At 35.1% G+C, this 13,385-nt stretch carries 11 protein-coding genes and 3 pseudogenes; 12 read left to right on the top strand and 2 right to left on the bottom strand.

Features of this window, described 5'->3' with window-relative positions:
* Positions 1–741 precede the first annotated feature (741 nt).
* Positions 742–891, top strand: a complete 150-nt coding sequence (locus ACQKMR_RS11980; RefSeq protein ID WP_098176179.1) for a hypothetical protein — start codon at positions 742–744, stop codon at positions 889–891.
* A gap of 311 nt (positions 892–1,202) precedes the next feature.
* On the opposite strand, the gene ACQKMR_RS11975 is transcribed toward ACQKMR_RS11980, so the two are convergent.
* Positions 1,203–1,535, bottom strand: coding sequence for a YmaF family protein (locus ACQKMR_RS11975; RefSeq protein WP_427697500.1), 333 nt, complete (start codon positions 1,533–1,535; stop codon positions 1,203–1,205).
* A gap of 651 nt (positions 1,536–2,186) precedes the next feature.
* Between ACQKMR_RS11975 and ACQKMR_RS11970 the strand changes: the two genes are divergently transcribed.
* The 9 genes and pseudogenes from ACQKMR_RS11970 to ACQKMR_RS11930 all read left to right on the top strand — a co-directional run bounded on the left by ACQKMR_RS11970 (position 2,187) and on the right by ACQKMR_RS11930 (position 9,840).
* Positions 2,187–2,579: a sporulation protein gene (locus tag ACQKMR_RS11970; RefSeq protein WP_427697499.1), complete on the top strand. Its 393-nt coding sequence runs from the start codon at positions 2,187–2,189 to the stop codon at positions 2,577–2,579.
* Positions 2,580–2,601: 22 nt separating this feature from the next.
* Complete coding sequence (locus ACQKMR_RS11965; protein ID WP_427697498.1) at positions 2,602–3,483, top strand: mechanosensitive ion channel family protein; 882 nt, start codon at positions 2,602–2,604, stop codon at positions 3,481–3,483.
* A 483-nt stretch (positions 3,484–3,966) separates the two neighbouring features.
* Complete coding sequence (locus ACQKMR_RS11960; RefSeq protein ID WP_427697497.1) at positions 3,967–5,262, top strand: MFS transporter; 1,296 nt, start codon at positions 3,967–3,969, stop codon at positions 5,260–5,262.
* Positions 5,263–5,572: 310 nt separating this feature from the next.
* A pseudogene (locus tag ACQKMR_RS11955) lies at positions 5,573–5,754 on the top strand (twin-arginine translocase TatA/TatE family subunit).
* Positions 5,755–5,756: 2 nt separating this feature from the next.
* Positions 5,757–5,908, top strand: a pseudogene (locus tag ACQKMR_RS11950) (FMN-dependent NADH-azoreductase); the annotation flags it as partial.
* Between the two features lie 278 nt (positions 5,909–6,186).
* Positions 6,187–6,612: an OsmC family protein gene (locus ACQKMR_RS11945; RefSeq protein ID WP_427697496.1), complete on the top strand. Its 426-nt coding sequence runs from the start codon at positions 6,187–6,189 to the stop codon at positions 6,610–6,612.
* Positions 6,613–7,512: 900 nt separating this feature from the next.
* Positions 7,513–7,770 (top strand): DUF2533 family protein, encoded by a 258-nt coding sequence (locus ACQKMR_RS11940; protein WP_427697495.1) that lies wholly within the window; start codon positions 7,513–7,515, stop codon positions 7,768–7,770.
* 340 nt (positions 7,771–8,110) lie between these two features.
* Complete coding sequence (locus ACQKMR_RS11935) at positions 8,111–8,836, top strand: YjjG family noncanonical pyrimidine nucleotidase (protein WP_427697494.1); 726 nt, start codon at positions 8,111–8,113, stop codon at positions 8,834–8,836.
* 261 nt (positions 8,837–9,097) lie between these two features.
* A pseudogene (locus ACQKMR_RS11930) lies at positions 9,098–9,840 on the top strand (amidohydrolase family protein).
* A 523-nt stretch (positions 9,841–10,363) separates the two neighbouring features.
* On the opposite strand, the gene ACQKMR_RS11925 reads toward ACQKMR_RS11930, so the two are convergent.
* Entirely contained in the window at positions 10,364–10,552 is a 189-nt protein-coding gene (locus ACQKMR_RS11925) for a hypothetical protein (RefSeq protein ID WP_427697493.1), read from the bottom strand.
* A 219-nt stretch (positions 10,553–10,771) separates the two neighbouring features.
* Here ACQKMR_RS11925 and ACQKMR_RS11920 point away from each other — a divergent pair, with 219 nt between their 5' ends.
* The gene (locus tag ACQKMR_RS11920; RefSeq protein ID WP_427697492.1) at positions 10,772–11,860 is read left to right on the top strand and encodes a CotS family spore coat protein; all 1,089 of its coding nucleotides are present in this window, start codon (positions 10,772–10,774) and stop codon (positions 11,858–11,860) included.
* A gap of 6 nt (positions 11,861–11,866) precedes the next feature.
* Positions 11,867–13,385 (top strand): glycosyltransferase family 4 protein (locus ACQKMR_RS11915; RefSeq protein ID WP_427697491.1); only part of this gene is annotated, 1,519 nt, incomplete at its 3' end.

The following is a 13,385-nucleotide window of genomic DNA, read 5'->3' as shown; positions in this document are numbered from 1 at the left end:
AAAAAATGAAGTAAATAAATTAGAGTTCTCCATTTAGTGAGACTCTCTTAAAAATACAGTATAAGAAAAAGATTTCTATGAAAAGGATAAAAATCATAAAGTCACTACGTCTAAACTTAACACGGTTCCTTCTTCGGGCATGTACAGTTATCGAAATGTAACATCAGTTTTTAATTTGTCAGCTTGTTCTTATAAAAATATGTTCTAAATGATTAAATTACATTACTAAAAAAAGAAGTTCCAAAACATAAATGGACCTTCTTATTGCGGTTAGGATAAGGTAAGCGTTGCTTTAAAACGGTCAGGAAACATTTATTCACAAGCTTAAGAGCCTAAATTTAGAAGAATATTGATTTGAAAAAGCAAAAAGTTACTTGTAGCTGTTGTTTTCTTTTCATGATAAGTAATTCTTGTATATCAGTAAAATAAAAATTTTACTTGGGTGTTACTGAAATCACATTTACTTAATAAATGTATCAAAATAGATAGCCGGTAATAGTGTTTTAGAAATGAGTCGAGGTGAATACTCAGCTCTTCTTTAGAGGCAAGCTTTTTTATGATGGTTTCTCTATTTAAAGTGCCATTGAATGAATTTGCCTCGTTTCTGTATGTTCTTTAGAAATTTCATGTTCAGCATCCTGATAAAACAGTTACTAGTACTATATTCAAACGTGCGTATAAAATTGGGGGACAAGAGTAAGCTACAAACGTATGAAAAGCTGTTGTGGGAGGTGAATAAATATGAGTAATGGAGCAGGACGTTCTAAAAAGAATGAGCCAAATGATGCAAACCATGTGAATGCGGAAACGAAAGCATATCAAAGACGAATGTCAGAAAAGAATAACCAAGAGCATAATGATGGAAGCAAGTATAAAGGGAAGGTTCAATAGGGGATCTTTTTCGTTTTCAGTATAAATTCCCTCCCATATCCCTCATTATTATAGAAGAATATTCACTAGGGAACTGATATCTATATATCAGTTCTCTTTATTGATTTATCCCTTGTAATTGGAGGTAAATCATACAAATTGGGTATTTAACTATTTTCGGAATAGACTTAATAGGTAGGCCTAAGGAATAAAAAACATATAAATAAATATAAGCAGTAAGATTCGTATTTGAAATCTAACTGCTTTTACACATGTTATTATAAAGGCAATCTTTAATAAAAATGTATGATTATTGGATCGGGTGGATAACTTTACTTATTTCCAGGGGCTGGCTGGTCAACACCCTTTACCTTATGGCGATGTCCGTTTGCTTCAGTTGTATAAAAATCATAATAATGAACATGCATTCCATTTCCTACAGGAATAGCAGGACCCGAATATGCCTGGTAATAATGAGTATGCCCATCTTCAAAGACAACATAACCCTCGGTGTAATGCACGTGGTTATCATCCTTAATCATAATAGGAGGTGAAGTTACATCTAAACACAGATGAACATGGCCATCATCAACAGATGTATAGTCAACAGACCCATGATTATGGTTTGGCACAAATCCCTGAACAAAATCATCCTTTCCAACCATCCTAACACTCCTCACTATTACTTTTCTAATAAATATAGGTCTCTATTTTTTAATAGTTCACCCATTTTTTCTCAATAAATTCTTCTTCCAATACCTAAATCATGCGATTGCTTCAAGTAATACTTAGTTGGCAAGATGATAGAGTCTGGCATGTTTGGTTTAAACGCTAATACTGCGCCTTGTTTTATTGTATTTCCGTTTGGCAGTTGACATTCCCCTAAATTCAAGGAAATATGTTTACACCCTAAGATTTGATTAAGAAAAGCTATTTTTCACACCATGCTTATCCAAAAAGAATACTCCTATTTTAATAATGGATAAGGAAAGTGATTTCCGGGGTTAATGCATGGAATTCCATAAAACTTAAAATGGTTTGACAAACTTTCTAATCTTAACGTATGATAAATAATATACTAAAATAAATTCTCCTAAGGGGAGTAGCTTTTACAACAATGTCGTCATTACGGAGTTCTATGCTCTCGGTGTTGTTGGCAACATACCGTTGTTAGCCAGACCTTACCTAGTGGTAAAGGTCTATTTTCTATTAGTAAACCTTTACCAATTTTGGTAAAGGTTTTTTTGGGTCTGTACTATTAAGCCCTTCAAGAAATTGTTGGATGAAAAAAAATAAATATAAATGGAGTGTATTCTTTGATACTGAGAAAATCTTTGTTACTTTTAGGAATAGGTTCTGCACAGATAGATTTAATCCTTCCGAAAAATACGTATAAATCTGGTGAATGCATAAATGGGTATTTCTTGATTAAGGGTGGTACCCTTGAGCAAAGAATAAGGAGGATCGAATGTGATTTAATTATGGATACTCATTCTACCGGAATGGAAGATATCCTTAAAACGAGCACCATTTTGTCTTCAAGAGAGATAAATTCAGGGGAGAGTAATGAAATTCCTTTTAACTTTTGTCTGCCTACATTGAAGGAGACTTATAAGCGAGGGGTTTCCTATCGCCTAAAAACGAGACTTATTCTTGATAAAGGGATAATAGGCAAGGATGATGACTGGATTTTAATCGAGTCTGAATAAGCGTCAAAATAGAGGTGGGAACATGGATATCTTGAATTTTACTGAGCGTGTTTTGGATTATTTGAAAGAATTCTTATTATTGAGGCTTTTTATAATAGCTCTACTGTTATTGGTTGGTTATTATATATTGAATAAAATGGTTGAATGGTTCTTTAGAAGGTCTAATTTTTTTGAGGAAGAAGTTGAAAAAACGATACAGGGTGTAACTCGTTCTGCTCTTAGGTACGGCATTTCCGCGCTTTTCCTCATTTATCTGATTGGGCAGTTTATAGACATAAAGGGGATTCTGGCTGGAGCTGGGATTGTAGGGATCGTAATTGGATTTGCCGCTCAGCAAATGCTTAAGGATATTTTATTGGGATTTGTAAGGTTTTCAGATAATGAATTCCGAGTGGGGAACTTTGTTACTTTTAATGGGACAAGTTCCGGGACCGTTGAGGAAATTGGCATCCGGTTCATGCAGATTCGGGAATGGTCAGGAAAACTGTTGACCATCCCACACAGTGAAATCAGGACGATTCAAAATTTTAATAAAGGGAGAATGCGAATCATTGAACGAATTACAGTGAGTTACCAAGAAAATCCAGATGTGGTAAAGCGGCTGTTGGAAGATATATGCCTTACCTGTAATGAGAAGTTTGGTGAAAGCCTTCTAAGGCTTGAGGACGGTACACCTGAAGAAGATTTTAGATATCTTGGCATTACGGATTTAAATCCGAATCTTAAATATGTTGGATATGAGCTATGCCTAACTGGGCTAGTAAAACCTGAAGATTATTTTGAAACATCAAGAAATGTGAGGTTTGAGATGATGTCTGCTTTACATGAGCATCAAATTCAAATGCCATCTTCCAATTTACTTGTTCAGACAAATCCGAATCATGGAGGTTTGATGGAGAGCTAAAAAAAAGCATCTTCTTGGATTTTTGTTGGGGCTATTTCGGTAAGTGGTTATGAATAATAGGATTAATAGGATGATGAAAAATAAAGGGCAGAAAAGTATTACTCAGCAACTGTGCATAAAGCTGAAGTATATAAACGGGCTTTCTTTTAAAGAAAGTTCGTTTTTTTATTTTCATAACTTGAACATGTATTGCCAAAAAAAATATACTTTTATTGAAATTTACTCTTGATAAATCAAATTGATTCCCTTACTATAAAATTAACACAAAATGGAAGGGTGACCTTTAAACAATGATCATTTAATCCTATTCTATGAGGAAAAATGCGTTTTAAATACGATCTTTTTTCTGGATAGGATTAGTCTGTACATTAAAATACAAACAAAAAGATCATTGTGTTCCTTCCGTTAGGGATATTATTCCTTTTTTAATTTGTATTGTACTGTACTGCCTCCTGTCCAGATATTTGACAGGAGGTTTTTGTATTGGAAAAAAAAGCACCTGCAACGTTAAGCAATAAGGAACCTAACTTATTTACAAATCGTGTATTTCAGGCCATTATCTTTTCAGGCTTGTTTTTGCAAATAGGGATATGGGTACGGAACTTTGCAGTTTTGTTATTTGTAATGGAACAGACAAACGGAAACGCCTTTGCGATTTCAATGATTTCGGTAGCGGAATTCGCACCCATTTTTATTTTTTCTTTTATTGGTGGGACGTTTGCAGACCGCTGGAGTCCAAAAAAAACGATGGTTTGGTGTGATGTTTTAAGTGCAATATCCGTATTTGCTGTGCTGATCACCCTTATCTTCGGAAGTTGGAAAGTGGTATTTTTTGCAACCTTGATTTCAGCGATACTTTCGCAATTCTCTCAGCCATCCGGCATGAAGCTATTTAAAATGCATTTGCCAGAAGATCAAATTCAAACAGGGATGTCGGTATATCAGACTGTATTCGCTGTATTTATGGTTTTAGGCCCCATCCTTGGTACTTTTGCCTTCCAATCCTTCGGCATCAACATCTCGATTGCGATTACTGGTCTAGCGTTTTTACTTTCAGCTGGTGCACTTGCTTTCCTTCCAAAAGATCGCAAACTGGAAGGAGAAACGAGAAAAACAACATTATGGCAGGAAATGAAGAGTGGAGTAAGCTACGTGTTGCAAAAGAAAGAACTAAGCCTATTGGGATTATGTTTTCTGGCAGCCGGATTAGGACTGGGTTTCATTCAGCCGCTCTCGATTTTCTTGGTTACCGAACAACTAGGTCTACCAAAGGAAAATCTCCAGTGGTTATTTATGGTGAATGGCATTGGAATGATTTTAGGGGGAGCAGGGGTAATGATCTTTGCCAAAAAGGTGGCCCCACAGAGATTATTAGCCTTTGGCATGCTTGTGAATGCCATTGGATTAGCGGTAATGGGGTTGTCAACTAACCTTTGGGTTACCCTTACTGCCGAGTTCTTTAACGGGCTAATGCTCCCTTGCATTCAAATAGGAATTAATACGATGATTTTGCAGAGGACCGAAGGAGAGTTCATCGGAAGAGTCAATGGAATCCTAAGCCCATTGTTCACTGGTTCGATGGTGTTGACGATGAGTGCAGCAGGGATGTTGAAAGAGCAATTTTCATTGGTAGCTATATTTGAAACGGCGGCATTCTTTTTTATTCTTGGGATGTTTTTCATTTTGCCATTGTACAATCAAAAGATGGAAACGAAATCCTTGGATACTCATCCGCAAGATAAAGGTAAAGTCAGTGAAGTGGTGAAAAATGACATGTAAGTTGAAGCAGAGAGCATGCTCTCTGCTTTTTTGAATGACTTGAATCTAAAAGATTTCAACTTATTTTCAACTTATTTGTTTTACTTTAAGAGTGAAACTGGGTACTAAATCTTTGTACTGCATTCACTAATTTATTCTTGTATACGTTAAATCGACCTACGTTTTTACATACTTGGGAACAGGTGCTACAGCCCTTGCAGCTGTAACTTCTGGTTAAGTATTTTAAGTGCGATAGCCAATGTAGAAACCGAGAGCATGTTACGTTTAATACCTAAGAAAAAAGGATTTAAATCTTTAAAGAGGAAACACTATTCTTCAAAATATTAGGATACCTGGATTGATATTGATTTAATCATTGACCACATTATATTTGGACCATCAAAGTTGCCCGAAATTGGACGTGCTTTTGGCAGCACATTAAGAGAGTTTAAAAGCTCTACTAAAGATTTGATTTCGTCAGATGAGAAAGAAGAAAAGACACAATCCCAATAACTTTAACTGATAAGGAAGCGTTACATATTCAAGCTCGTGGTGGTATTTATTCCGTAGGACCAGCAGCCGAAGTGGAAATGGGTCACCAATATCAAATATCATGTTGCAATTCTTCGGATTTCCTTCATTTGAAGGTTTATTCGTTGAAGGACATTTGCTGCATTTTGTTTAGTGTCTTCTTCAACTAAAGCACCTGATCATTAAAGGTCTGATAGCTTTTAGTATAACTCTACATAAAAAAAGCCAACATCCAGGCTAGAATGTTAAAAGTGTTCAATCTTTATCTTGAATTTTTAAAAAGAACCGTTTTAATTTCATGACAGTGGTGAAAATTTGATTAGATATTTTATAGCTAAATTACATAATATAAAGAACAAACAAGGTTAAGAGCGATTCAAAGGACAGAAAAACAGCAAAGAAGGGTTGATACTATTGAAGACAATGATTAAATGGATGGGGGAAATGGCTTTTTCTGGAACTACTCCTTCAGGACATGAAATAAAAATGGATGCCGCCAAAGAAGTAGGAGGACAAAATAGTGGAGCGAGGCCCACAGAGTTACTATTACATTCCCTAGCCGGTTGCACAGGAATTGATATTGTAATGATCTTGAAAAAAATGCGATTTGAACCAATTACTTTTCACATTGAAATAGAAGGATTGCGGGCAGAAAATCATCCAAAACGATTTACCGATTATCATATCCATTATCTACTAGAAGGGGAACTGCCAGAAGATAAAGTGGTCCGTGCTATTCGCTTATCGAATGATACGTATTGTTCAATATATCACTCATTAAATGCAAACATTGTAGTGGGCTATTCAATTAATGGTGTCGAAGGAAATCAAAAATTATAATTTGATTTAAGAGTTATTTCCACTATATTAAATTTTTATTCTCGACATATTGAGGGGGAAATTTAAAGTACATCTGATTTATTGATTTTTATATTGTTAAAAAGATTAAAAAGACTCGACTTTTCGCTCGCTTATTTTTAATACATTGACCTCCGTACAAAAAAGCACCTTCTTTCATTGATAATACTATTCAATTAGAGTGTGAGCGTTTACTAAAATGCAAACAAATAGGTCATGGATATTAGTTGCGAAAATTATAAATATTCTTTAAAGTACATATAAAACCTTAAACAAATTGCCCCTTTTACAATCTATTTATAAGACTAGAGGTTCATTAGTTACATTCTAGATAGATGATCTAATAGAACAAAGTAAATATACCAAATTTTAAGAAAGTAAATTAATTCAATTGATATGATAATCAGCTGAGATGTTCGTTCGGGAATTCCTCTGAAGAAGCAAGTTGGAAATTCTAATATTAAGAAGGAATTTATATTCTAAGGGAATAAACGTGGAAACCATTATTAAGGCTTTATGGGGTTTATTTAGGTCATTGATTGGGTGAACATTTGTTATGGTGTACGGAGTAAGCCAACCGATTATCCTTTTTGGTTTGCATAACACTTGAGATATTTAGTGGTATACCAGTATTGATTCTAGTGAAAAAATAGATGATCGGTAACAAATTCTCGTTCAATAGAAACACGCTTAGATGATTCTTTATATTCATCTATAAGGGACTAAAGGGTAATCTTAAGGTTAATTGGCTTAGTACGTCATGGTTCCCCAAGTTTAATTTAATAGAAATTTTCAAAAATTGAAAAATAGAATTCTTTAGTTTTCTAAATTATCTTGTTAATATAGAAGTAGCTATTAGAAAAATCATAGGAGTGAAGAACAATGAGTGTACATAAAGCCCTTACGTTACATGCCCAAAAACAAAATCAACTTTTTACTGAATTTTCCCTTTTAGACCAACAACGTGAAGATTATATTCAAAGTGCTATAGAATTATGTAAAGCTGAAAAGGATTTTACAACAGACAAGATTAATCAAATCACTATGCAAATCAATGTTCTTGCAAACCAAAGGTTAATACCTACTCGTAAATTAGTTACCCCAGAAATGATTCGTTCATATGTGGAGTCATTAAAGTAAAATATATTACTGATCTTAAACGTAAGAAAAGCGCCGAACATCTGTGCTAACCCTAGACAGCCTGACACTCATTACATATGAGTGTTTTTTTATAGACACATATTAAACTACCAACGATAAATGGCATATACAAATATTTTTTAGTTGTAATGATACTAAGAATGTAGATGTAGAGTTATTAGATACTGTTGGATTCACCCTAAATGGGGTATTTGAATGGAAATAAATCAGGAATGATGAAAAAATAAAAACTATGGCATCATAAAGTTAAATTAATAGGAAAGTTCGGATGTCTAAGATGATTTATAATAGATACAAAAGTAGGAATGGAGAAGGAATTGTGAAAAAATATCAGACTTTATTATTTGATGTAGATGATACACTACTGGATTTTGGCGCAGCAGAAAAGTTAGCTTTGCGCTTGCTTTTCGAAAATCAAAATATCCCCTTAACTCCCGAAATCGAAGCACATTATAAAAAAATAAACCAAGGTCTCTGGGAGTCCTTTGAAAAAGGAATAATAGATCGTGATACTGTAGTGAATACTCGTCATTCACGTTTATTTAAGGAATACGGTCGAGAAGTTGATGGTGTATTAATGGAAAAGAACTATCGTAGCTATTTAGAAGAAGGGCATCAGCTTGTTAATGGGGCCTTTGAATTGATTGCTAACCTGCAAAATAAATATGACTTATATATTGTTACTAATGGTGTTTCCAAGACCCAGTATAAACGCTTGCGTGATTCGGGATTATTTCCGCTATTTAAGGATATTTTCGTTTCAGAGGATACTGGTTTTCAAAAACCTATGAAGGAATATTTCGATTATGTCTTTGCGCGAATCCCTAATTTCTCGGTGGAAAAAGCATTAATCATTGGAGACTCCTTAAGTGCGGATATTAAAGGCGGACAGCTTGCTACTCTAGATACATGTTGGCTTAACCCTAAACTGAAACCTAATGAAACTGAAATTGCTCCAACCTATCAAATACAAAACCTTGATGAGCTGTATCGCATTTTAAACGTAGAAAAAGAATCAACAGCTGATAGTCAGCTCTGTTCCTGACTATCGCATTATCTTTGAAAACAAATGAAGATTTTATATCAAACTTTTTTAAAGCTACAGCAAGGGTTTAAATAAAGGGCTTTTGATGCAGCTCTTTTCTTATGGAGCCAAAGAGGCAGGTTTAATTGAAAATCAAAATGGTGGCTAAATTATTCATCTAATAAGTTAAACCTATCGATATTTATAAAAATCATTAAATTTCATTATGGAAATTCAGGATATAAAATTTAGTAGAAAGGTAATTAGACTGGAGGAAAAAATATGAAAATTTTTGATTCGCATTTACATATTATCGATACGAAATTTTCATTGATTGAAAATCAGGGATTTCTGCCTGATGCGTTTACCTGTGCCGATTACCTACATTCCGTAAATAACTTAAATTTATTGTGCGGTGCAGTTGTCTCAGGATCTTTTCAAGGCTATGACCAATCATATTTAGTTGATGCGTTACAACCCTTGGTGAAAATTTCGTAGGTGTAACTCAATTGCCCTACAATACATCAGATGATGAAATCATTAAACTTGATGAACTTGGTGTGAAAGCCATTCGATTCAATGTTAATCGTGGAGGTTCCGAGGATATATCATGTTTGGATTACTTTGCGAGAAGAGTTTATGAATTAGTAAATTGGCATACAGAGCTATACATTGATTCTAACTCCTTAACAGAGATAACAACAATAGTAGAAAAACTTCCTTCTGTTTCGATAGACCATCTTGGTTTATCAAAAAGCGGCTTCACGAATCTTTTATCTTTAGTTGATAAAGGTGTAAGAGTAAAAGCAACAGGTTTCGGAAGAATTGATTTTGATGCTGAAGAAGCAATCCGGACTATATATTCTACAAACCCAGATGCATTGATGTTCGGAACAGATTTACCCTCAACAAGGGCGAAGAGGCCTTTTCGATATTCAGATATAGCACTGATAAATAATATACTTGAGGAAGAAGAAGCTAAAAAAGTTCTTTATAAAAACGCACTTAATTGGTATTTAAAATGAGATTCTATAAACTAACGGGTGCATGCATTACTGAAGTGAACCCAAAAGGTTAGACACTTTAAAATCGAATTAGGAATATAGCTTAAGATTTAACTTTTTTGTGTCCAAAAAAATGACTCAAATCCACTAGGAACAACTTAGCACATGGTTTAAATCCGGAAAACAAATCACATAATGACTAGAAGAAGCACTTGAAGCCGTTTATGATATTTTTAAATTGGTTTAAAGGTATTTAAAAAGTAAAGAGTATTGTTTGACTAAAAATTTGCCGTATACATCAATAAAACTACGAATAAGTCGATTAAACGTTTCCGGGGAAATCATTTAGAATTAGTTAGGGTGAACCGTAACGTAAGTAAATGATAATATGGGATTGAAAGTTAGGTGGGGAACTTCATTCGAAGTTCCCCATTTTCAATTCGTTTTCATGCATGTGATTCATGGTTATTCAACTATTAGAAGTAAGATTCGCCCGCATCCATGTCGGCCAAGTTTATGGGCCTAATTTTTCACATAAAGGATTTTACGATATATTATTATAATCTTTAAACCACTTGGCAAACTTGGAGATTCCATCTTCAATAGGTGTCGATGGTTTATAGTTAATATCGTTTTGTAATTCATCGATATCCGCATTTGTTTCCAGAACTTCTCCAGGCTGCAATGGTAATAATGTTAATATCGACTTTTTACCTATTTGCTTTTCTAGCATTTGGATGAAATCATTTAATACAACAGGCTGTTGATTGCCTATGTTATAGATTTTATAAAAAGAAAATCTACTTTAGGGGGCACTTAAACTTGTACAAATTCATATGTTAATAAAGTCATAAGGTTTTTACAAAGGGAAATACGACATCTTTCTATAGCATTTCATTCCGATCTAGAGATGTTGATTTTTAAAAATGCTCGAAATTATAGGAGGGGTATAATGGATAATTTTGCGATTGTACCATGGGATGTGGATGAACTTACTCATGAATTTTTTGTTCCTGATTATATTGAAACGCTAGCTGATGAGGTTTTGACAAATTACGACCTTCACGTGAACAGTAGGCAGGTCATTACAACTAAACCAGACAAAGGTGGGGCAATATGGAAAATTGAAACGAATTCAGGACCAAAAAGTTTAAAACTGTTACACCGCAGACCGACTAGAAGTATGTTTAGCCTTGGAGCTCAAAAATACTTAGTCGAAGTTCAGGGAGCACGAGTTCCAGCTATCATCAAAACGAAGAATGGACAGGAGTTTATTGAAGCAGGCGGAAAATTATGGTTTGTTGCCGAATGGATTGAAACATTGGCACCGGTAACAAAAGATTTGGAAGGAGCAAAACAGCTTTGTTATGCCCTAGGTGAATTCCACCAGTTAAGCAAGGGGTATATACCACCCAGTCAAGCTGAAGTTGCTTCAAGATTGGCAAAATGGCCAAAAAGTTATGAAAAAACCGTCATGAAAATGGATTGGTTCAGAAACATTGCTAAAGCTTATGAGGAGATGCCAGCGAGTCAATCGTTATTGAATGTGGTAGATATCTTTCAAGAACAGGCTAGAAAAAGTCTAGTAGATCTTAATCAATCGAGTTATTTAACATTGGTGGAAAAAGGGAATGAGAATTGGGGGCTGGTACACCAGGATTATGGTTGGTCAAACGGCCAAATGGGGCCTAACGGTATGTGGATTATTGACCTAGATGGTGTCGCCTACGATCTTCCAATTCGTGATTTAAGGAAACTGATTTCCGGTACGATGGCTGATTTATATCTATGGGATGTGACATGGGTACGAGAAATGATAAGGGCTTACCATGAGGCAAGTCCACTAACACCTGAACTATATGATCTATTAATGATCGATTTCTCCCTCCCTAATGAATTTTATAAAAATATAAAAGAGGTCTTATATGAACCGGAACTATTTCTAAATGAAACAACAACACAATTAATTAATACGATCATCGACACGGATCAATCAAAATGGCCGACGTTAAATGAAATTCAAAATGACTGGAGAAAGTAGGAAAACATGAAAATATTAATGGTATGTACAGAAAAACTCCCTGTCCCTCCGGTATTAGGTGGAGCTATACAAACGTATATTTCCGGTACTCTCCCACACTTAGGTGTATTCCATGATATTACAGTTATGGGGATCAGTGATCCATCTCTTCCTGATAAAGAGATCAAAGATGGAATTCAATATGTTCGAGTACCAGGGAAAGTATTTGAAATATATCGAGAAGGGGTCGTCCGATTTGTTGAAGCAAATCAATTTGATCTTATCCACATTTTTAATCGTCCACGACTTGTTATGCCCATCCGAAGTGTAGCACAACAATCAAAAATTACCCTAAGCATGCATAATGACATGTTCAATATAGATAAAATTAATCCAGTCGAAGCAAATACAGTTCTAGAGGAAGTCTCCAATATTGTAACCGTAAGTGATTATGTAGGAAATGTCATTCGCACTCTTTATCCTGAAGCATCATCTAAGATCCGCACCATCTATTCTGGTGTAGATACCAAGCGGTTCTTACCTGGAAGCCATCCGGAAATGAAAGAAATACGTAATGCAATTCGAAAACAACATGGTCTAGAGAATAAAACAGTTATATTATTTGCCGGAAGGCTTTCGGTAAACAAAGGGGTAGATAGGTTAATTAGGGCATTACCGCAGCTTTCAAATAAATTCAAAGATTTAGCTTTAGTTGTAGTCGGAAGTAAATGGTTCAGTCAAGATGACGTAACAGATTATGTCGCGTACATTAGAGCATTAGCAAAAAGGCAGTCCATACCTGTTGTGGCAACGGGTTTCGTATCGCCAGATGAAATTCAAAACTGGTTTGCAGCTGCTGATTTATTTGTATGTACATCCCTTTGGCAAGAGCCCCTAGCACGCGTTCACTATGAAGCAATGGCATCAGGACTTCCAATCGTTACTACCGCAAGGGGAGGAAACTCAGAAGTAATTATCCCAGGAGAGAACGGACTGATAGTAGACAACCCAGAAGATCCAAGCAACTTCGCAGAAAAGATTACTTCAATACTGTCTGATAAATCTCTGATGAAAAGAATGGGGGGAAGAGGGAGAGAACTCGCAGTCGCAAATTATGAATGGAAAAGAGTAGCTGCTGAGATTTTGGAAGTTTGGGAGCAAGCCATTCTATTGCCGAACACTAATATACCTCAAAAAGAAATAGAATTAAAAGGTGAAATTGATAAAGGAGAAACTAGCTTAGATAATCAGGGAGCACAAGAAGTGGTTGCAGAAAAAGAAATAGAATTGAAAGTGGAAATTGATAAAGTAGAAACTAGCTTAGAAAATCAGGGCACACAAGAAGTGGTTGCAGAAAATAAACAGAGTGACAAGGACAAACAGAAGAAAAAGAACAAACAGAGTGACAAAGACAAACAGAGTGACAAAGACAAACAGAAGAAAAAGAACAAACAGAGTGACAAGGACAAACAGAAGAAAAAGAACAAACAGAGTGACAAAGACAAACAGAGTGACAAAGACAAACAGAAGAAAAAGAACAAACAGA

Source organism: Peribacillus sp. NPDC096540, assembly GCF_050278525.1.
Classification (GTDB): Bacteria; Bacillota; Bacilli; order Bacillales; family DSM-1321; genus Peribacillus.
This window is presented reverse-complemented; position numbering and strand designations above follow the sequence as displayed.